16 protein-coding genes and 4 pseudogenes are annotated in these 18,776 nt (G+C 67.1%); 13 read left to right on the top strand and 7 right to left on the bottom strand.

Annotated elements, in window-relative coordinates:
• The 4 genes and pseudogenes from ACFYYN_RS38245 to ACFYYN_RS38230 all read left to right on the top strand — a co-directional run.
• A pseudogene (locus tag ACFYYN_RS38245) lies at window positions 1-100 on the top strand (IS481 family transposase); the annotation flags it as partial.
• Window positions 101-557: 457 nt separating this feature from the next.
• Window positions 558-795 (top strand): annotated as a pseudogene (locus tag ACFYYN_RS38240) (IS256 family transposase); the annotation flags it as partial.
• 12 nt (window positions 796-807) lie between these two features.
• Window positions 808-1,146: a hypothetical protein gene (locus tag ACFYYN_RS38235; RefSeq protein WP_500549425.1), complete on the top strand. Its 339-nt coding sequence runs from the start codon at window positions 808-810 to the stop codon at window positions 1,144-1,146.
• Window positions 1,147-1,220: 74 nt separating this feature from the next.
• Entirely contained in the window at window positions 1,221-1,556 is a 336-nt protein-coding gene (locus ACFYYN_RS38230) for a hypothetical protein (protein WP_500549424.1), read from the top strand.
• A gap of 322 nt (window positions 1,557-1,878) precedes the next feature.
• On the opposite strand, the gene ACFYYN_RS38225 is transcribed toward ACFYYN_RS38230, so the two are convergent.
• The gene (locus ACFYYN_RS38225) at window positions 1,879-2,724 is read right to left on the bottom strand and encodes an MBL fold metallo-hydrolase (RefSeq protein WP_500549423.1); all 846 of its coding nucleotides are present in this window, start codon (window positions 2,722-2,724) and stop codon (window positions 1,879-1,881) included.
• A gap of 636 nt (window positions 2,725-3,360) precedes the next feature.
• Window positions 3,361-3,990 (bottom strand): CGNR zinc finger domain-containing protein, encoded by a 630-nt coding sequence (locus ACFYYN_RS38220; protein ID WP_500549422.1) that lies wholly within the window; start codon window positions 3,988-3,990, stop codon window positions 3,361-3,363.
• A gap of 450 nt (window positions 3,991-4,440) precedes the next feature.
• Here ACFYYN_RS38220 and ACFYYN_RS38215 point away from each other — a divergent pair, with 450 nt between their 5' ends.
• From ACFYYN_RS38215 to ACFYYN_RS38205, 3 genes and pseudogenes are all read left to right on the top strand, one after another.
• Window positions 4,441-5,148: a hypothetical protein gene (locus ACFYYN_RS38215; RefSeq protein ID WP_500549421.1), complete on the top strand. Its 708-nt coding sequence runs from the start codon at window positions 4,441-4,443 to the stop codon at window positions 5,146-5,148.
• A 163-nt stretch (window positions 5,149-5,311) separates the two neighbouring features.
• Window positions 5,312-5,941: pseudogene (locus tag ACFYYN_RS38210) on the top strand (helix-turn-helix domain-containing protein); the annotation flags it as partial.
• A gap of 110 nt (window positions 5,942-6,051) precedes the next feature.
• Window positions 6,052-6,264: a hypothetical protein gene (locus ACFYYN_RS38205; RefSeq protein WP_500549420.1), complete on the top strand. Its 213-nt coding sequence runs from the start codon at window positions 6,052-6,054 to the stop codon at window positions 6,262-6,264.
• Between the two features lie 479 nt (window positions 6,265-6,743).
• On the opposite strand, the gene ACFYYN_RS38200 is transcribed toward ACFYYN_RS38205, so the two are convergent.
• Complete coding sequence (locus ACFYYN_RS38200) at window positions 6,744-7,355, bottom strand: TetR/AcrR family transcriptional regulator (RefSeq protein WP_500549419.1); 612 nt, start codon at window positions 7,353-7,355, stop codon at window positions 6,744-6,746.
• Window positions 7,356-7,499: 144 nt separating this feature from the next.
• Between ACFYYN_RS38200 and ACFYYN_RS38195 the strand changes: the two genes are divergently transcribed.
• Together ACFYYN_RS38195 and ACFYYN_RS38190 are read left to right on the top strand one after the other, a co-directional pair.
• Window positions 7,500-8,234 (top strand): SDR family NAD(P)-dependent oxidoreductase, encoded by a 735-nt coding sequence (locus tag ACFYYN_RS38195; protein WP_500549418.1) that lies wholly within the window; start codon window positions 7,500-7,502, stop codon window positions 8,232-8,234.
• A gap of 33 nt (window positions 8,235-8,267) precedes the next feature.
• Window positions 8,268-8,891, top strand: a complete 624-nt coding sequence (locus ACFYYN_RS38190; RefSeq protein WP_500549417.1) for an NADPH-dependent F420 reductase — start codon at window positions 8,268-8,270, stop codon at window positions 8,889-8,891.
• A gap of 16 nt (window positions 8,892-8,907) precedes the next feature.
• Here the strand turns inward: ACFYYN_RS38190 and ACFYYN_RS38185 are convergent, their stop codons facing one another.
• From ACFYYN_RS38185 to ACFYYN_RS38175, 3 genes and pseudogenes are all read right to left on the bottom strand, one after another.
• Window positions 8,908-9,156, bottom strand: coding sequence for a hypothetical protein (locus ACFYYN_RS38185; RefSeq protein ID WP_500549416.1), 249 nt, complete (start codon window positions 9,154-9,156; stop codon window positions 8,908-8,910).
• A gap of 121 nt (window positions 9,157-9,277) precedes the next feature.
• A pseudogene (locus ACFYYN_RS38180) lies at window positions 9,278-9,382 on the bottom strand (hypothetical protein); the annotation flags it as partial.
• Between the two features lie 334 nt (window positions 9,383-9,716).
• Window positions 9,717-12,707 (bottom strand): FAD-binding and (Fe-S)-binding domain-containing protein, encoded by a 2,991-nt coding sequence (locus ACFYYN_RS38175; protein WP_500549415.1) that lies wholly within the window; start codon window positions 12,705-12,707, stop codon window positions 9,717-9,719.
• A 336-nt stretch (window positions 12,708-13,043) separates the two neighbouring features.
• Here ACFYYN_RS38175 and mdlC point away from each other — a divergent pair, with 336 nt between their 5' ends.
• The gene (gene mdlC, locus ACFYYN_RS38170) at window positions 13,044-14,711 is read left to right on the top strand and encodes a benzoylformate decarboxylase (RefSeq protein WP_500549414.1); all 1,668 of its coding nucleotides are present in this window, start codon (window positions 13,044-13,046) and stop codon (window positions 14,709-14,711) included.
• 313 nt (window positions 14,712-15,024) lie between these two features.
• Window positions 15,025-16,002, top strand: coding sequence for a phosphotriesterase family protein (locus ACFYYN_RS38165; RefSeq protein WP_500549413.1), 978 nt, complete (start codon window positions 15,025-15,027; stop codon window positions 16,000-16,002).
• A 21-nt stretch (window positions 16,003-16,023) separates the two neighbouring features.
• On the opposite strand, the gene ACFYYN_RS38160 is transcribed toward ACFYYN_RS38165, so the two are convergent.
• Window positions 16,024-16,977 (bottom strand): AraC family transcriptional regulator, encoded by a 954-nt coding sequence (locus ACFYYN_RS38160; RefSeq protein WP_500549412.1) that lies wholly within the window; start codon window positions 16,975-16,977, stop codon window positions 16,024-16,026.
• A 157-nt stretch (window positions 16,978-17,134) separates the two neighbouring features.
• Between ACFYYN_RS38160 and ACFYYN_RS38155 the strand changes: the two genes are divergently transcribed.
• Together ACFYYN_RS38155 and ACFYYN_RS38150 are read left to right on the top strand one after the other, a co-directional pair.
• Window positions 17,135-17,974, top strand: coding sequence for an SDR family NAD(P)-dependent oxidoreductase (locus tag ACFYYN_RS38155; RefSeq protein ID WP_500549411.1), 840 nt, complete (start codon window positions 17,135-17,137; stop codon window positions 17,972-17,974).
• Between the two features lie 286 nt (window positions 17,975-18,260).
• On the top strand, window positions 18,261-18,770 hold the full coding sequence (locus ACFYYN_RS38150) for a cupin domain-containing protein (protein ID WP_500549410.1): 510 nt from the start codon (window positions 18,261-18,263) through the stop codon (window positions 18,768-18,770).
• Window positions 18,771-18,776 lie beyond the last annotated feature (6 nt).

The raw sequence follows: 18,776 nt of genomic DNA, 5'->3' as shown, positions 1-18,776 counted from the left end.
ACACTGGCTGCACACCTACAATCACCACCGCGGACACACCGCGCTGAACGGCAAACCACCCGCCAGCCGCGTCCCCAACCTCACAAGGCAATACAGCTAGGACACTGACCACGAGTGGCGCCCCGTAAGGGTGCACAGGTGGCCATCCGGGATCCAGTGTGTGGCTTGAACGTGGCGAGCTCCGGGTCCACCGGACTCGCTGGTCCTGGAGAGGTGGGCGCTGCGTCTCGCACGCTCCCCGCCGGCGACCGTCGCGGTTCCACGGCCGAGTAGATTCGAGCGCGGGCCGGCGCCGCCAGGAACCGGCTGACCGTCGGCGCGTCGGTGTTCCCGCAGTTTGCACACCACGACCAGCCGGACGTCCGGCAGTGCCGGTGTGAAGTGCCATCGAGATTCCAGTAGGGGAGTGACATTTCTAAGCGAGCGTCAAGTTGCTGGCAAGGTGCGTTGACCTGCGGTCATTGAATGCAACTCCTGGTATTTGGTTGCGCCATACGCTGGTGTGGTGGGGTGCCGATAGGGGACGCCTCGGTGGCGCTTCCATAGCGGACCCCTTCCACCTCCGGACCACAAATCCCATCGAGTCCGACGTTCTCCACGGTCAAGCTCCGCACCAAGGTCACCCGCGGGGCCGGCAGCCCAGCGGCGGCCCTGGCGATGGTGTTCAAACTCGTCGAGTCCGCCCAGGCGCGATGGCGCGCGATCACCGGAGCCCATCTCGTCCCGCTCGTCCGAGCCGGAGCCCGCTTCGAGAACGGCCTGCTAGTCGAACGCGCCGAGAACCACGCGGCCTGAGAGAATGCCGAGATGCCCGACTTCGACACCACCTACGGCACGAACTCCTACACGGCCAGGGAGTTGTCAGGCCTGCTCGTTGACCGACTCGGCACGACCTTCACCGAACGCGAGAGCGACTACCTCGGCGTCTACTTCCTCGCCACCCTCGCCACCCTCGCCGACACGACCCGTCTCCAGGTCCAGCCGAACGCCATTCCCGGGGACGACGGGGCAGACGATCTCTACGCGGACGAATACCCTGACGTGTCCGTACTCCTGCTCGTCACATCGTCGGCCGCCGACGAGGCCCTCAGCGACGAACTCTCGGCGATCGAAGGACTCACCCAACTGCGATCACCCCGAAGCTGAGCAACCGCTGATCCACAGGTACTGACGATTGCTCTCGGGGCGGCTCGGAACAGCTCTCCAGCGAAGGGTTGGGGATGGGCGGAGAGACGGCCACGATGATCGGCTCCGGTGTGGTGCTCGCGCTGGGACTGACCGTGCGGCTGATGAGTCGGCGCGGACGTACGGGTATGTGGGAGATCCTGCTCGAGCTGGCGAAAGGACGCACGGCTGCCGTGGCGGAGCGGGAACGCCGGGCTACCACGGTGGAAGTCCTGGATCGCCTGCTTCATGGCGGGCGCGTCGATGAGATTGACGACAGCGGCCATCAGCGGACCTACCAGGTCACGCCGGCCCGTAAACGGGAAGAGGCCCGAGGCGGTCACCGCTGTTCGCGTTCGGCGACATCTGATGTGGCCGGCGCCAGCCGCTGACGACGACGAGGAGGCCACTGTTCGCCGACCGCGGCTTCGATCACGACGGGTAAGTACCAACGCCTGCTCGAGCACCGACCGCTACGCCCGACGTCTTCGTTTGGCGTGCCCGTGCAGCCGGTGGCGGCCCCGAAAGTGATCGCGGCCACCACCTCTCCGCCTCGCGGTCTCCGTTCCGGCGCCACCCGCTGGAGCACGCGGCCCGTCAGGCACCAGACGTTCGACCGCCAACACGCAACCAGCTGGCTGACTTGGCCGAATGAGACAACCTCAAAGCCGGGACGTCATGGCACTCCTGCGGCCGCTGTCTGCGAGCAGGAGCTCAGGAGTACAGTGCAGCCGCCCCGTTCCACAGGGCACCGGGGTTAAGGCGCTCGGGGAACAACTCCAGCATGGCGTTGAAGAAGCTGAGAGCGCTGTCGTAATGGGGGAGCAGCTCATCAGCGGCGTTGAGGTACTGCCGGGTCTCGTTGATGGCGCGCGTCGCGTCGTCGTCGAGTGCCTTGTTCTTGTGACCGGTGACAATCCAGCGGGGCTGGAGCGCTTCGACGGTGTCGATGGCGCGACGCCATGCATCCAGGCCGCCGTTCTTGGCTTCCACCAGGAACTGGTGCACGCCGTTGTAGATCACGTCGCCGGCGACCACGAGATCCAGGTCGGGGATATGCAGGACGGAGGTGTCGTCGGTGTCAGTGTGGCCGACCTCGACGATCACCATCTCATGGTCTTCGAGCGTGAAGCGGTTGTTGGGCACAGTGACAGCCGTGACGGGAGTGTCGGGGATCTGGCCGGGGAGGAGCTTGTCCCAGAAGCCCGGACGGATCGCCACGTTGTGGTGCATCTGCTTGATCGTGCCCTCCGTCGCAACGACCTGGGCGCCGAACCGCTCGGCCAGGAGGTTGGCGGCGAACCAGTGGTCACCGTGACCGTGGGTCACGAAGATATGGGTCAGATTCTTGCCGCTGGCCTCAACCCACTGAGCGACCGCCTCGCCCTGAACGGTGGTCATGGGCGGGTCGACCAGTACGGCGTCGCGCTCGCCGTGGATGAGCGTGATGGACAGGGGCGAGAACATCCGCCGGTCGCCGTTGGGGACGAGTTCAGGAACGTTCAGCGGGATCGGGTCGGCGGTGAAAACCTCGTACGCGAGAGCGCTGTTTGTAGACATGGCTACCTCTTAATGAGTGATCGATGGTTTTGGGGATGACTGCCTACGGCGCAACCGCTATGCGAGCAAATAACGCTGTCGGAATCGAGGCAACGGACGACGCGGCGCAGTCGACGAGCCAGCCAGATGAATCAGCGGCCTCCGTATTCATCCGTGCAGGTAGACAATATCGACAGGTCACTGAGCTCGGACTACTCCAGGGAGTAGGTATGAAGGACTGGGCGCCGTAGTCGCCAACCTGACTAATGGCAACTATAGCCAAGTTACACCCAGGAGCGGAATAGCAAAGTCGGAAGCGGGTGTGATTGATCAGACGCACGATGGATAAAAGAGCGGTGCACAGGCGGAATAGACTTGGACCTGGTTCGCATCTGGATCGCCAATGATCCTGGCGCCGAGGTAAAGGTGCTTAAAATCGCCCTTGGGCCATTGAGTCAGGGTGGGTGAACGGCGATGAGGACGCGCAGTCGACATGCGATATGTACGGTGGACTTTCATGCCGCTGCGCCGGCGTCAAGGGCGTGACCGGCGAGCCATATGGTTGACGTGATGCCGTGGGCCGGGCGTGTACACGCCTTGGAGGCTGATGCTGCGGATGTCAAATATGCGATTCGACCTGCTCAGAACCCTAGAAGTTCAGATGGCATGATCTTCCGCGGACGCCCGCTTGCGGGCCCGCGAGGCGCGTAGGTTGGCCGGGTTTCCACATGACCGGAGGCTGTGCCAGACCCCAATGTTGTTCCGTGTCCGGTCATAGAACACGGCTACACATGCGGGATTTCGGCACGCTTTTAGGCGTCGCCACGTACCCTCCTTCTGTGCATTGAAGGATTCCGCAAGAACCGCAGAAGCTACCCAGTGCCAGCCGTATCCGTTCGGCAGGGCGACAAACGAAGGGCCCGAGGCCGTCGCTACTGTCACTGCGGCCGAGCGAAGTCGGGACGGAGGGGCGGATTGATCAGCGTCTGCGTCTGCTTGCCCGGAAACGAGTAGTCGGAGCTCGCTTCGCAGTTCCCTGAGAGCCGGGAGGTCTTCCTCGGGCAACGATGGCAGCGAGAAATCGAGTCCGGAGGACTCGCTCAGGGCCCTTCCCGCCGACGTCAGCCAGTTCCGCGCAGATGCGATGTCAGACAGAAGATCATCGTGAGTGTGTCTGGGACCTACCAGGCCGTCAGAGGAAGAGTTCAAGAGGTCCTGGACAAAGGCCAATCCTCCTGGAGCCGGAACCAGTCCGGGAATTCGCTCTGTAGCGATCCACTGCACCATGCGAGACCTCCCTCAACTTAGGTTGATCCTAAAGCCAACAGAATTCCGTACTTCGACAGCCGTTCGCACTGAGCCGCATGTTCGGAAGAGGCTACTAGGGCGAGCAATGGCTTAGGTGTGTTCGTCTAGGGGGGCGAGTTCGGAACCGAATCAACCCCCTCGGGTTGATACAGCCAACCACGCAGGGTCACATCCCCCTGCGCCCGGAATTCAACGTCAGTGCGCGTATGAGCCATCGAGTCACTCCTCCTCATAGGGCGCGACACTACTGTAAGCCTGTAGCTAGTGTCGGTCAACCAGTGTGTGCAGATGGTGCCTCCATTCCTACGCCGTTCTGCGCCTCCTCTCGGCCCACCGTCAAACGCTTCGACTGGCCAGCTGTACTGCCCCTCCCACTCGATGGTTCTTCTGGGACCTCAGGCGTTGGCGTTGCGCCACCGCAGGTAAGTCATGGAGCCTGCGGGCGAGCGCGATGTGGTTGGGGTGGTTGGAGATTTCGGGGTCTGCATCTCGCCACAGGTGCAGCCGGCGGGTTCTGACAGGGTGCCCGTTCTGGCGGCGAGACGACTATTCCGCGTCGAGCCCCAAGTCCTGAGGCGCGGCGTCACAGGCCGTGAAGACGGCTCTGCCCGGATCAAGGGGGCCTTCGACGGTCCGGCGGTGCTGTCAGATGTCTTGAGCAACGACATGCGGGTTGGACTGCGCCGATGGGTCGAGTCCACCTTCGTCGTCGCCGAACGACGGGGCAGGAGCCGCGGCGTGATCGTCGAACTACACCATGATGGAACCGTCGCTGTTGCTGTTGACCTGGCCCACGGTCTGGGCCACGGCGGCGGCATCGCCGTCAACACCCAGGTTCTGCAGGTAGTGGTATGGGAAGCCGTCGCATTGGCCGACGCCTTCCGTCGTCACAGCGCGCCGGACAGCCCTCTTGACATCACGGCGACCGTGACCACCAGGACCGTGGATTCCCGCCTGCTGCCCTTTGGCGGGAACTCAGCGGGCTATGCGTTGTACCCGGACACACGTCACCCCCGGCGACTGATACCCGCCTCCACCGAACTGGCTCCACATGCCGATGACGCGGCGTTGAGGGAGTGTGCGCACGAACTCTCCACCGGTCTGCTCCACCAGTTCGGAATCAACATGCACCGATGATCGCCGAGGGCGCATCGCACGTGCTGTGCCCGGTCTGGCCGGCTAGTGCGTTGGCCACGAACGTTGCCGGGTGTTGGTGACTCGCCGGTCGGTGCTCGCGGTGCTGGGTTGGTAGGGGTCATCCTCGTTGTCGACGTGGTCGGTGTTGAGGGTGAGGGCGAAGATGGCAGAGCCGGTCAGGGCACGGCGATTGAGCGATGAGGAAGGGCAGAGGCTGCAGCAGATCGTCCGGCGGGGCCGTCACGAGTCGGTGCGGGTCCGCCGGGCATTGATCATCATGGCGTCGGCTTCGGCTACCACCGCGACGGCGATCGCCAGGCTGGTCGCGGCGCACGAGGACACCGTCCGGGACGTGATCCACGCCTTCAACGAGAAAGGTCTGGCCGCGCTGGACCCTCGGTGGGCGGGAGGCCGTCCCCGCCTGATCAGCGATGACGACCGTGAGTTCATCATCGCGACGGCCACAACCCGCCCTATGAAGCTGGGGCGCCCGTTCACGCACTGGAGCCTTCGCAAGCTCACCGACTACCTGACCCGCAACGGGGACCGTCGGGTGCGCATAGGCCGCGAACGGCTGCGGCAGATCCTGCGCGAGCACGGGATCTCCTTCCAGCGCACCCGCACCTGGAAGGAGTCCAAGGACCCGGAAAAGGACACCAAACTCGACCGCATCGAGCACGTGACCAGCCGCTTCCCGGACCGGTGCTTCGCGTTCGATCAGTTCGGCCCGTTATCGATCCGGCCCTGCCACGGCACCTGCTGGGCGCCGGAGAAGAAGCCGGACCGGTTGCCGGGCTGCGCACCCGCCTGAACCTGCCCGCCACGCCGACCGCCCCCGGCCTCACCCTCGGGGCCGGGCATGCGTTGCGCACCACGGCCCTGCACCTGGCCGTGCTCAAGACCATGGCCGAGCACCAGCTCAAGCGGGTCCTGGTGTATTTCCAGCTTGTCGCGGACGCGAAGAGGTTCACGCGCGAGCTCGGCCACACCCTGCGCCTGCTGCGCACCACTGCCCCGGAGCTGTGCCCGGACCTCGACCCGCTGACGCTATACGTCGACGGCGACTGTGGGGTCTCAGTTTTTCGTAGGGGATTACTCGGCAGGGTGGAGCTCTGACCTTGTCATCCGTTGATTGACTGCGACGAACTGCGCCGATCTTGAACGGGGCTGACCTGGCAGCTTGGCAACCTTGCTTGCCCAGCTCTGTCCTGTCTGCTGCTGTGACCTGGGAATCCGTCGAACAGATGAAATTTCGAGCAGCAGTTGAGACCTCCTATGGCGCTCGCGAGATGCCCCGCCGGGTGCTTCGGCCTGCGTCTGAGGTTACGAAGCAGCGCAACTCGATGAGGTGAGGCGCTGTATCAACAGGCTGAGGGCCGGGCAATGTTGGTTCATTTGGATCCGCAGTCTCCCGCTGGGGTCGCGGATCGGCGCCCGACGTAGCTGCAGGCAGGCCCTGGTGCTCGACGTTAAATATCTCGCCTCGGAGCCACGGGGTACTTGGAGTGCCCGCACCCTCGCGTACGGTCCTACAGGTTGGGGCCAGTCCACAGACGCACCGGCAGCGCGTTCAGCCCGGCCGAGGGAGTGCCACGTTAACTCGCCACTTCCTCCCGTCGCCGGCCATCGCTGGACGTGGCGGGGATGGCGTTGTCGATGAGGACGGCGGCGATGGCGGCGGCGGTGGGGAAGGCGTCGGCGTTGAGGACTCGGGTGCGGGCCGCGGCGCCGTCGATGAGCAGCGCGAGCTGCTCGCCGAGCTGCTCAGGGTCGGCGGCGCCGGCTTCGCGGGCGGTCTCAGCGAGCCGCGCGGCGACGGCCTTCTTGTAGTCGCATGCGTACTGGGACGCGGGGTGCTGGGGGTCGTTCAGTTCGACGGCGGCACCGATGTAGGGGCACAGGGGGGTGGTGGGGGGGATGTCGAAGGCGGCGAGGAGTCGCTCGCGGGGCGTGAGGTCAGTGCGGTCGAACACGCCGGACAGAACGGCGGGGTCGAACCGGCGCAGGTACTCGGCGACGAGTTCGTCCTTGCCAGTGAAGTGCTGGTAGGCCGTGCGCTTGGACACCTCAGCCACCGCACAAAGCTGGTCCATGCCGGTGCGGTTGATGCCCTGCTCGCGGAACAGCTGCTGGGACGCGCTGAGAATGCGCTCGCGGGCGCCCCGGCCGCGGCGGCGGCCCGTGGGGCCCTTCTCCAACTCCGTCATAAGCCCATGGTACCCGAAATGGGTAACGGCCGGTGTACATAGTTTGCGTCCCGACCACCCGCCCCGTACGGTAAGCACACAAGGCGGTGTACATAACATCGTCATCCCAGGTGCGCACGCATCACCGACCCAAGGGGACCGACTATGGGAAAGCTCGACGGCAAGGTCGCGGTCATCACCGGCGGCACCACCGGCATGGCGCTGGCCGGCGCGAAGCTGTTCGTCGACGAGGGAGCGCACGTCTTCATCACCGGCCGCCGCCAGGACGCCCTGGACGAGGCCGTGAAGCAGATCGGCCGCAACGTCACCGGCGTCCAGGGCGACGCCGCCAACCTGGACGACCTGGACCGCCTGTACGACACCGTCAAGCGGGAGAAGGGCAGCCTCGACGTGCTGTGGGCCAGCGCCGGTGGCGGCGAGCCCGCCCTGCTCGGCGAGATTACCGAGGCCCAGTTCGACACCTGGTTCGGGCTCAATGCCCGCGGCACCCTGTTCACCGTCCAAAAGGCCCTTCCGCTCTTCAACGACGGCGGCTCCATCCTCATGACCGGCTCCAACGCCTCCCTCGGCGCCTTCCCCGGCTGGAGCGTCTACGCCGGCAGCAAGGCCGTCCAGCAGGCCTGGGCCCGCGTCTGGCTCAACGAGCTCAAGGACCGCCGGATCCGCGTCAATGTCCTGACCCCCGGCCAGGTCGCCACCGCCAAGCAGGAAGAGCTCTTCGACGAGGCCACCAAGCGCCAGTTCGAGTCCCTCATCCCCCGCGGCCAGATGGGCCGACCCGACGAGATCGCCACCGCCGCCCTCTTCCTCGCCTCCGACGACTCCAGCTACGTCAACGGCATGGAACTCGTCGCCGACGGCGGCACCACCGCCATCTGAACCGAACAACACACCACCAGGGCAGGACATCTCATGAGCAGCATCAGCATCATCGGCACCGGGAACATGGCCCGCACCATCGGCGCGCGGGCGATAGCGGGCGGCAACACCGTCGAGGTCATGGGCCGCAATCAGTCCAAGGCCGCTGACCTGGCCAAGGCTCTCGGCGGCGGCACCACGACGGGAGAATGGGGCACCGCCCCGGCCGGGGACATCGTCATCGTGGCCCTGCTGTACAACGGCGTCGTGCCGGCCGTCGCCCAGTACGGAGACGCTCTCGCGGGCAAGGTCATCGTCGACATCAGCAACCCCTTCAATTCCACGTTCGACGGGCTGGCCCACCGCGAGGAGACCTCGAACGCGCAGGAAGTCGCCAAAGCGGCCCCGGCCAGTGCCAGCGTGGTGAAGGCGTTCAACACCGTCTTCCGCCATGTCCTGGAGAAGGGTCGGCCCGACGTCTTCATCGCCGGCGACAATGCGCAGGCCAAGGCAAGTGTGGAGGTGTTCATCAAGAGCCTCGACATGCGTCCGCTGGACGCCGGCGGCCTGAAAATGGCGCACTGGCTGGAAGGAGCGGGCGTGGTCACGGTGGGCCTCGCCAACCACGGGGTGGGGAGCTTGAACTTCGCCCTCGGCATCACCGAACTTCCCGACTGAGCAAACGGTTGACGGATTACTGATAGGAGAGAGCCCACCGCCGCATCACGGCGACTGACAGTGAGCGGAACCCAGGTATGCGAGGTAGACCTACCGCTCTGGTGATGTCGAGCCTGCTGTCCATATCGAGGTGACATCTCCCGTTCGGGTCGGCGTGGGACCAGAACAGCGGGGACAGCCCGCGCCCGTCTGCGGTGGTGAGCTTCCCAGCCCACTGCGGGTCGTGGAGGGCTGCCAGGAGAAGCTGGGTGTTGATCAGGACCATGCTGGATTGCAGGAGATGGGGTGTGAGCATGGAGACCTCGGTGTGCTCGCGTGTCTGCCTCGGTGAGGATGCTCTCGCGGCCGCAGAAGATCTTGTCGTTGGCGGAGTTCCACTTCTCGACGACCTGCAGTCCGCTGTTGATCTCGCGGTGAAGATGCTCATCAGCGAGATAGTCGCAGGCGAAGACGGTCCCGACCGCCCACCCGCGTTTTTCGGCTACAGGAATTCGAGGCCGTGACCGGGGCGTGTACCGGTGGTTCTGGATATCGATGAGGACTCTCCAGAGCGTTGGAGGGGCCTCACCTGATCATGCGGTCGGATCCGTACCGACTCCGTCCGTCGGGTTCGAGGCGGCCGGGGGTGTCGGCCAGAGGTCGGTCGGCCGCAGGCTACCTGCTGGATCTCCCGGCGCAGCAGCTCCAGGTTCGCCGCGCTCAAGGGGCCCGCCTTGACCTGCCGGCCGCGCGGGCCGAAGGGCGGTACCTGCGGTCAGGGGCACCTGGCGCGACCTGCACCGCCGGGCACCTGACAAAGGCCACGATGGCGGGCGGGTCCGAAGATCAGTCGTCCGGCCCGGCACCGCCTCGCTGGCCATGCGCAGGGGATCCATCGCTCGGCGCATCGGCTGGGGGGCGGGTCATTTGTTCCAGGAGGAAGACGAAGGATTCGTACGGGCGGCCGGTGGCGTGCCGCAGTCCCATCTCGCACGTGCGGTTCGCCGACAGGTAGGCGTCGGCGGGGGTCCGGTCCAGGGCGGCCTTCTCGTCCCGTGTCGCGGATCGGACGAGTTCGGGGTGGAGGAGTCCTCTGTCGCCGGCCGTGCCGCAGCAGGTGGTGCCGACCGGGACGAGGACTTCGGCGGCGAGTTGTCCGGCGATGGCTTCCAGGGTCTTGCTCAGGCCCAGGTGCGCCGTCGAGCAGGTGGGGTGCACGGCCACCCGGTCCACCTGCCCGGTGACGGTCAAATGCGGGAGCAGGTCGGAGCACCAGGTGATCGCATCGAGAAGGGTGATGCGCTCGAGCCGGGCGCGGTGTTCGTCGTCGAGGTAGTTCTTGACGTCGTCGAGCAGGCCGTTGGTGCACGAGGCGGCGTCGATGACCACGGGAAGCGTGCCGTGTCCGCTCCAGGACCACAGGGCGTCGCAGGTGGTCGCGGCCATCCATGCGTGTCCGCGGCTGTAGCCCTTGCTGCTCCATGGGGTCGAGCAGCACTTGCCGGCCACGTCGTCGGGGATCCACAGCGGTTTGCCGGCTCGTGCCGAGACCTCGACCAGTGCGTGCTGCAGGGACGGGTGCCGCGGCATTCCGGGGTCGCGGCCGAAGATGCGGTTGACGCAGGCCGGGAAGTACACGGCCGCCGCTCCATGGCGGGATGTCGGCGGTGGCTTGCCCACCGCGGCGCGCGGCATCGGTCCCGGGACGGCCGGCATGAGGTCGTTGCTGATGGCGAGCCGCGCGCCGGCCGTGAGGCCCGTGAGGGCCTTCGAACCGACGGTTCGCTGCACGATGTCGGCGGCGCCCATGGCGGTACGGGCGAACTCCTCCACGGTCGCCCATCGCTGGGCGATCTTCAGCGCGACCTTCTCGCGCTGCTCAGTCGATTCGTCCCGCCGGAATTCCTTGATCAGCGCGCCGGTGTTGATGTGGACGGGGCACGGGAGCGCGCAGGTGCCGTCGACAGCGCAGGTCTCGATGGCGTCGTACTCGTACTCCGCCTGCAACTGGGCCAGCAGCGGGGACCCTTCCGCCTGCCGGGCCATCTCCCTGCGCAGCACGATGCGCTGGCGGGGCGTCGTCGTGACGTTCCGGCTGGGGCAGACGGCCTCGCAGTACCCGCACTCGATGCAGTGGGTCGCGACGTCCTCGATGTCAGGGGTCGACTTGAAGGACTTGAGATGGATGGTGTCGTCGCGGGTGAGGACGACGTCGGGGGCGAGGACGCCGTACGGATCGGCGAGTTCCTTGATGCGCCACATCATCCCGGTGGCCTTCTCGCCCCATTCGTGACGGACGAACGGCGCCATGTTGATCCCGGTGCCGTGTTCCGCCTTGAGCGACCCGTCGTACTTGTCGACGACCAGCGCCACCAGGTCGGACATGAACGCGGCATACCTGTCACGGTCCGCGGGGTCGGCCAGCTTGGGCGTCAGGGTGAAGTGCAGGTTGCCGTACGCGGCGTGGCCCGCGACGCCGGGCAGGAAGCCGTGCTCGGCCAGGAGTGCGTGCAGGTCGCCCGCGCCTTCGGCGATCCGCGCGGGCGGGAAGCAGACGTCCTCGTTGACCACGGCGGTACCTGGCGGACGCAGTTGGCCGACGATGCCGAGCAGGCCCTCGCGGATGCGCCAGTCCAGTTCGATGAGCTCCTGGTCACGGGTGAAGTCCAGCGGGTGCAGCAGGGGCGCGTCCGCGACCAGCTCCGCGACGTGGGCCTCGGCCCGGTCGAGATCCGCCGGGTCGGCGGCGGCGAACTCGACGAGAAGCGCCGCCGCACCCGGATCGAGGGTCTTCCAGTACGCCGGGGTCTTCGGGAACGCCTGTGCGGCCGCGGTGAGAGCGGGTGCGACCATGAGTTCGACCGCCTCGGCTCCGAGGTCGACCAGGCCGGGCACGAGGGCGACCGCTTCGCCGACCGACGGGAGGGCGATCCAGCTGACCGTGGTCGCCGTCGGGGCCGGCAGGGTGTCGATCACGGCTTCGGCGATGAACGCGAGGGTGCCCTCGGAGCCGATGAGGAGGCGCCGGAAGATCTCGAGCGGGGTGTCGGCGTCGAGCAGCGCCGCGAGGGTGTACCCGGTGGTGTTGCGGATGGAGAACTTGTGGCGCACACGCGCGGTGAGGCGGCTGTCGCCGAGCAGTTGCTCCCGCAATGCGGCGAGACCGGCCGCCAGCTCGGGTTCGGCCGCGGCGAACCGCTCCTCGGCGTCCGGCGCGGCGGTGTCGACGACCGTGCCGGACGGCAGCACAAAGGTCATGGACGCCACGGTGTGGTAAGCGTTGCGCTCCAGGGTGCAGCGCATTCCGCCCGCGTTGTTGGCGAGGACTCCGCCGATCGTGGCGACGTCCGAGGAGGCCGGATCCGGTCCGAGGCGCCGACCGTGCCGGCGCAGCAGCGCCGCGGCGTGGCCGAGGATCGTACCCGGCCGCGCCCGCAAGCGCGCACCCTCGTCCTCGACGGCCATTCCGCTCCAGTCCCTGCGCACGTCGATGAGGATGTCGTCGGACTGCGCCTGCCCGTTGAGGCTGGTCCCGGCGGCACGGAAGGTGGCGTGCCGCCCGTTGCGGCGGCAGTAGCCGAGCAGCTTCTGGACGTCGCGGACGTCGCGGGGCAGGACGACGACCTGGGGCAGGTAGCGGTAGGGGCTGGCGTCGGACGCGTACCGGACGAGGTCCGAGATCCGGTGCAGCACTTGGTCCTCACCGAGCAGCGCGACGAGGTCGCTCCTGAGTTCGTGAGGCGTTCCGCCCACGTGAGCGGAGTCGATCGCATCGGCCTGCGGGAGGCCCGGCGGACGGCCGATGGCGGGAACGCCCGGGCTGAGCAGCTTCTTCACGTTGGCAGCCTCTCCGCCACCGCACCGGCCGTCGGCGCATACGGCTTTCTTGCCGAACGGCTCAGCCGGCCACGCGGACGGTCTTGTCTGTGGCGGGTCGTGAACAGGCCATGAAAGTCATTTTAAACCGGGCCGTCCGGCGCGCGCCCGGTGGCTGATTCGCTGACCGCGTCATCTCGGGCGGCAGGGAATTGGCGTCAACGCGCGAGAGCGGCATACCTGGCACCTTCATCTCATACTGATAAATTCGCGATCAACGGTCGGCGTCACGTCGGCTGTCCTGTCCGGGTTCAGCCCGGGGGCCGGTTCACCACGTGCGTATGTCCGGTCGGCCCCGTGAACCAGCACGCAGTGCGTGCGACGAAGGGACACGCGATGGCATCTGTCCGTCAAGCCATCATCGACCTGCTCAGGCAGCACGGGCTGACGACGTGGTTCGGTAACCCCGGCTCGTCCGAGCTGACGCTGCTGGAAGACTTTCCGAGCGACTTTCGCTACGTACTGGGATTGCAGGAAATGGTGCCGGTCGGCATGGCCGACGGATTCGCCCAGGTCACGCGACGCCCCGCATTCGTCAACGTGCACACCGCACCCGGCCTCGGCAATGCGATGGGCGCCCTGTACAACGCGCATCTGAACAAGACTCCGCTGATCGTGACCGCAGGAAACCAGCGCCGTGTCATGCAGAACCAGAAAGCACTCCTGACCAATGAAGACGCGGTGCTGCTTCCGCGTCCTTTCGTCAAGTGGTCGGCTGAGCCGGCCACCGCGAGCGAGGTCCCCGCGGTCCTGGCACACGCCATTCACATCGCGCTGGCGCCACCGATCGGACCGGTCTTCGTCTCACTGCCGATGGACGAGATGGCCCATGAACTGACCGCTTCCGAGGCAGCCGAGGCCGAGGTGATCCGGGACCGCTCGGTGACCTATGCCGGAGGGTTCCCCGGACGGCTGGCGAAGGAGATCGGCGATCGGATCTCCTCCGCGAGCTCTCCGGTATTCGTCGTGGGCTGCGACGTGGAGCACGCCGGAGCACGGGAAGCCGTCGTGAAACTGGCGGAGCGGAGCAAGGCACCGGTCTGGACTGCACCACTACCGGGTCTTTCCGGCTTCCCGGAGGCCCACCCGCTCTACCAGGGCCTTCTCCCACCCGGTTCGGGCTGGATCTCGACCGCGCTGAAGGGCCACGACCTCATCGTCGTACTCGGCGGACCAGTCTTCCGCTACTACCCGCACATCCCGGGCCCCTACCTCCCCGAGGGCGCGACCCTCGTCCACATCACCAGCGATCCCGACGAGGCCGCCCGCGCACCCGTGGGGGACGCCTACGTGGCCGACCTCCGCGCAGCGGTGGAAGCCCTCCTCGACGAAGTCGTCGACACACCCCGCGGCGCACCCAACCGGCGCCCCGACGTGCCGTCCGCTGACCGGGTCGCGGCTCCGATGCAGCCGTCGCAGCTCTGGACAGCCGTCGGCCACGCCGCCCCGGCGGATGCGCTCTTCGTTACCGAGGCCGGTTCGAACGAGGCCCCCATTGCGAACTTTGTACGACCGAGCGCACCTCTCTCCCACATCTCCGCCGTCGGCGGAGGGCTGGGCTTCGGACTGCCCGCAGCCGTCGGCGCCCAACTCGCCTCCCCGGACCGTCCGGTGATCGCCCTGATGGGCGACGGATCGATGCACTACGCGATCACCGCCCTGTGGACCGCGTCCCGGTACCGGATCCCCCTGACGATTGTCGTCGCTTCCAACCAGGAGTACGGCATCCTCAAGCAGTTCGGCGACATCGAGAACACCGCGGGCGTCCCGGGTCTCGACCTGCCAGGCCTGGACATCACCGCCACGGCCGCGAGCTACGGCATCGACGCCCACGACGCCCACGACGCCCACGACTCCGACGACGTCGCCGAACTGCTGCGTGCGGGAGTCGAGGACCGCGAACGCCCCACTCTCATCAACGTCGGCACGACTCCGGTCCACGAGACGGCGTCCCGCCGTTCCTGACCGTTCGGGACCCATCGTCGCGGCGCTCCAAGAGGTCCGGGCCGCCGCACCGAGGAGCCGCCGCCCCAGCCCGGGCCGTTACGGCCGGGCCGTCCGGACTGTGCGTCCACGGGAAAGAAGTGTGCGCCGCCGCGAAAGACCTCTCCGGCGGGATGCCCCAGAGTGGACGGTGTGCCGACGGGCGGGCTGTGCCCGGGTCAGCGGTGCGGACCAGTCCTGCGGCCGGCAGGACCCACCACGACCGCGACCCCGTCTCGCACACGTCCAGCCGATGCCGATCGTGCGACAGCATGAGCCCGAAGGACTGACTTCCATGACTCCGCCCGCCCAAGTGCACACCGTCCGCGGCCCTGTGGCCGCCAGCGACCTCGGGACCGTCCTGATGCACGAGCATGTCTTCGTCCTGAGTGAGGAGTTCCGGCAGAGCCTCCCGGAGACCTGGGACGAGGAGGAGCGCGTCAGCAAGGCGGTCGACCGGCTGAAGGCCCTGGCGGCCACGGGCGTCACCACGCTCGTGGACCCCACCGTGATCGGGCTGGGGCGTGACGTCACCCGGGTCGCGGCCGTGAACGAGCAGGTCGACATCAACATCATCGCCGCAACGGGCATCTACACACTGGGCGACATCCCCCACTTCTTCCGCTTCCACGGCCCGGGAACGCTACTGGGTGGCGCCGAGGGGATGACCGAGCTGTTCGTCCGGGAGCTCACCGAGGGCATCGCCGAGACGGGGATCAGGGCCGCCTTCCTGAAGTGCGCGATCGAGGAGGAGCTCACCCCGGGCGTGGAGCGGGTGATGCGGGCGGTGGCGCAGGCACACCTGCGCACCGGCGCGCCGATCACCGTGCACACCAACGCGACCGCCCGCACCGGCCTGGTCGCCCAGGAAATCCTGCGGACCGAGGGCGTGGGCCTCGGCGCCGTCGTCATCGGCCACAGCGGCGACACCGACGACCTGGGCTACCTGCACCAGCTGATCGACAACGGCTCGTACATCGGCATGGACCGCTTCGGCCTCGACATCCTGCTGCCGGGCGACCAGCGGGTTGCGACGGTCGCCGCGCTTGCACGGGAAGGTCTGGCGGACCGGATGGTGCTGTCGCACGACGCGTCGTGCCACATCGACTGGTTCCCGCCGGGCGTGCGCGAACAGATCGCGCCGGACTGGCACCACACCCACCTTCACGACACCGTCCTGCCCGCACTCCGCCAGGCCGGCGTCACCGAGCAGCAGCTCAGCACCATGCTGGTCGACAATCCGCGCCGCTACTTCACCGCCCCGGGCGACTGACCCGCCGAGGTGGAAACAGGCTCACCCCAGGTCTGCCGTAGGGGCGAAGACGCCGTGTCTGGCATCACGGGGCGCCATGCCGAACTCCTGCCGAAACGCGGTACTGAACGACGCATGGCTGCCGAACCCACAAGAGTGAGCGATCTGCGCGATGGAATGCCCGGCCCAGCTCGCGTCGGCCAGTCGGGTCCGGGCCAGGTGCAGCCGTTCACGGCGCACGAGGTCGCGCGGGGTCGTACCGGCTGCACGCAGCACCTGCTGGATGTAGCGGGTCGACCAGCCGAGCGCCCGTGCGATGTCGGCGACGTCGAGGTCGTCGTCGCCCGCGTGGCGGCGGACGTAGCGCCTGATCTCGGCCTCGACCGTGGCCCGCTGCCCCGTCGGCGCCGAATCGGTCGCGCCTTCCGCGGCGAGGCACACCAGGTCGAGCAGCCGCTCGCAGGCGACGTCGAAGGTCGCCTCCGAGAACTGTTCCCGCTCCTCCTGCAGCGTGGCCACCATCGTGCGGATCACCCGGCCCAGGCCGCTTGTCCCCTTGAGGGTCCGCGGCTCACGGGCCAGGGCCGGGTTGCGGTGGGCGACCTCATGCCCGGGCACGATCAGCGCGATCGACCGGAAGTCGTCGTCGTGTGCGAAGGTCACCGGCCGGTCCATGTCGCACAGTGCCATACGGCCCGGCTGGAGCTCCCCCGAGGACGTCCCTTGCTCCACCCAGGCAGTCCCGGCCAGGGGGACGAGCAGTTCGTGGGTGCCACGGGGGTCAGCGGCGATGTGCCGGGCGTCCCGTACGACCGTCTCCTGGCCGCCACTGCACAAGGCGATGGCGTACGTCCGGGACTGCTGGGCTTCCAGGAGTCCCCTCCATGGCGCCTCGCGGTCCATGACCGTGATGCGGCTCGCCCCGTGCAGACCGGAGAACGCCTCGCTCCAATCGCTCAGCGACGGTGCGGACGCAGCTGCAGTCCATCGGTACATGCGCCTTCCCATCGGCTGTGCCGGCAGCGGAAGCAACCACTTGGTCACCCCGCGACCGCGCCCTTGCGACACGTCGATGTTCACACGCCGCGGCAATCAGAAGTTACACCTTCACGGACATGCACCACGCATGCAGCCAGAGAAACGGAGACCTTCCATGCCGAAAACCATCGTCGTCACCGGAGCCAGCGACGGTATCGGAGCCGCGGGCGCCCGCCGGCTGCACCGGGACGGCCACCGAGTCGTCATCGTCGGCCGCTCACCCGAGAAGACCGCGAAGATCGCCGACGAAATCGGAGCGGATCGCTTCCTCGCCGACTTCACCAGCTTGGCCGACGTCAGGGAACTCGCCGCGGACCTGGACGCCGCATACCCGCGTGTGGATGTCCTGGTGAACAATGCGGGGGGAATCTTCGGCGATCGCGAAAAGACCGTCGACGGCTTCGAGAAGACCTTCCAGATCAATCATCTGGCGCCGTTCCTGCTCACCAATCTCCTCATGGACAAGCTCCTGGCCTGCAAAGCATCGGTCATCCAGACGTCCAGCGCGGGGGCTCGTCTGTTCGGAAAGCTCGACATCGACGACCTCGACCACGACCACGGCTACTCCGCGCACCGGGCGTACGGCACGGCCAAGCTGGAGAACATTCTTTTCACCAAGGAACTGCATGCCCGATACGCGTCCCACGGTCTGTCCGCTGCCGCCTTCCATCCCGGAGCCGTCGCCACCAACTTCGCCACCGGCAGCAAGAGCTTCATGCGCCCCATCTACAGCAATCCGCTCAGCCGGCTGGCCATGGTCAGCCCCGAGAAGGGCGCCCGCCAGCTGGTATGGCTCGCCGAGACCACTCCCGGCCTGGACTGGCACTCCGGTACGTACTACGAGAACGGCAGGCCCGCTCGACGCACCAACCCGCAGGCGGACGATTCCGACCTCGCCCGTCGGCTCTGGAACCGTTCCGCCGACCTCACCGGGTTGGACATCACGGCTCCGTGACGGCGGCCTCCCCCCGCGGACCGAGGCCGGTCGATGGGTGCGGCGCCGGCGCCTGTCCGCCGCCGGAGTGAGCTGCACCCCGTCATCCGGCCGCCCCGGGTGACCGGCGCGCAGGCGTGGTTGCCGGGCTGCGGCAGAGCGCGGCGCGCGGCGATCTCCGACTGCTGAACCTCAACGATCCTCGTCGCAAAACCATGACCTCTTCCGCAGCGGCCTGTACGGGTTGCGCGGCCTCCCCTGGCAGCCCGACCGGACTGCCTTCCGGGAATCTCTACGAGTAGGTGCCATGACCTTCGAAATCACTCAGAGCTCGCCACGTGACGCCAAACACGAAGGGATACACGTGCCTTCCGCGGACGGCACCGTGAAGTGGTTCTCAGGGGACGTGTACTCGATAAAGCTGACAGCCGGTCAAACCGGCGGTGCGCTCGGGGTCGTCGAGGCCTGGGTGCCGCCAGGCGGTGGACCGGTGGCTCACACCCACGCCGACCACGACGAGACCTTCTTCCTCATCTCCGGCGAACTCGAATTCCTCGGTGGCGACCGCGTCTTAACCGCAGGTCCCGGCGACCTGGTCCACTGCCCGCGGGGTACGCGTCACCGATTCAAGAACATCGGCTTCTATACGGCCCATATGCTGTTCTTCTACACTCCCGGTGGCTCCGAGGGGCTGTTCCTGGCAGACGCTGGTGCTTGTACTGTGCACCGTCCCGAGCACCACCGCCACGTACCAGCTGGAGCGACCGACAGGTCATCTCCGCAGCCGGCGGACCCGTCGACGCCGTCATCGACCTGAGCGGGG

It is taken from the genome of Streptomyces sp. NPDC001902 (assembly GCF_042891295.1).
Lineage (GTDB): Bacteria > Actinomycetota > Actinomycetes > Streptomycetales > Streptomycetaceae > Actinacidiphila.
This window is presented reverse-complemented; position numbering and strand designations above follow the sequence as displayed.

What these genes read in the sequence shown, in the direction of transcription:
- ACFYYN_RS38185 (WP_500549416.1), bottom strand. Translation starts at nt 9,156, where the DNA reads ATGGTCCTGATCAACACCCAGCTTCTCCTGGCAGCCCTCCACGACCCG.
- ACFYYN_RS38225 (WP_500549423.1), bottom strand. Translation starts at nt 2,724, where the DNA reads ATGTCTACAAACAGCGCTCTCGCGTACGAGGTTTTCACCGCCGACCCG.
- ACFYYN_RS38220 (WP_500549422.1), bottom strand. Translation starts at nt 3,990, where the DNA reads ATGGTGCAGTGGATCGCTACAGAGCGAATTCCCGGACTGGTTCCGGCT.
- ACFYYN_RS38165 (WP_500549413.1), top strand. Translation starts at nt 15,025, where the DNA reads ATGACTCCGCCCGCCCAAGTGCACACCGTCCGCGGCCCTGTGGCCGCC.
- ACFYYN_RS38190 (WP_500549417.1), top strand. Translation starts at nt 8,268, where the DNA reads ATGAGCAGCATCAGCATCATCGGCACCGGGAACATGGCCCGCACCATC.
- ACFYYN_RS38215 (WP_500549421.1), top strand. Translation starts at nt 4,441, where the DNA reads ATGGAGCCTGCGGGCGAGCGCGATGTGGTTGGGGTGGTTGGAGATTTC.
- ACFYYN_RS38200 (WP_500549419.1), bottom strand. Translation starts at nt 7,355, where the DNA reads ATGACGGAGTTGGAGAAGGGCCCCACGGGCCGCCGCCGCGGCCGGGGC.
- ACFYYN_RS38205 (WP_500549420.1), top strand. Translation starts at nt 6,052, where the DNA reads ATGGCCGAGCACCAGCTCAAGCGGGTCCTGGTGTATTTCCAGCTTGTC.
- ACFYYN_RS38155 (WP_500549411.1), top strand. Translation starts at nt 17,135, where the DNA reads ATGCCGAAAACCATCGTCGTCACCGGAGCCAGCGACGGTATCGGAGCC.
- ACFYYN_RS38230 (WP_500549424.1), top strand. Translation starts at nt 1,221, where the DNA reads ATGGGCGGAGAGACGGCCACGATGATCGGCTCCGGTGTGGTGCTCGCG.
- ACFYYN_RS38160 (WP_500549412.1), bottom strand. Translation starts at nt 16,977, where the DNA reads ATGTACCGATGGACTGCAGCTGCGTCCGCACCGTCGCTGAGCGATTGG.
- ACFYYN_RS38235 (WP_500549425.1), top strand. Translation starts at nt 808, where the DNA reads ATGCCCGACTTCGACACCACCTACGGCACGAACTCCTACACGGCCAGG.
- ACFYYN_RS38195 (WP_500549418.1), top strand. Translation starts at nt 7,500, where the DNA reads ATGGGAAAGCTCGACGGCAAGGTCGCGGTCATCACCGGCGGCACCACC.
- ACFYYN_RS38150 (WP_500549410.1), top strand. Translation starts at nt 18,261, where the DNA reads ATGACCTTCGAAATCACTCAGAGCTCGCCACGTGACGCCAAACACGAA.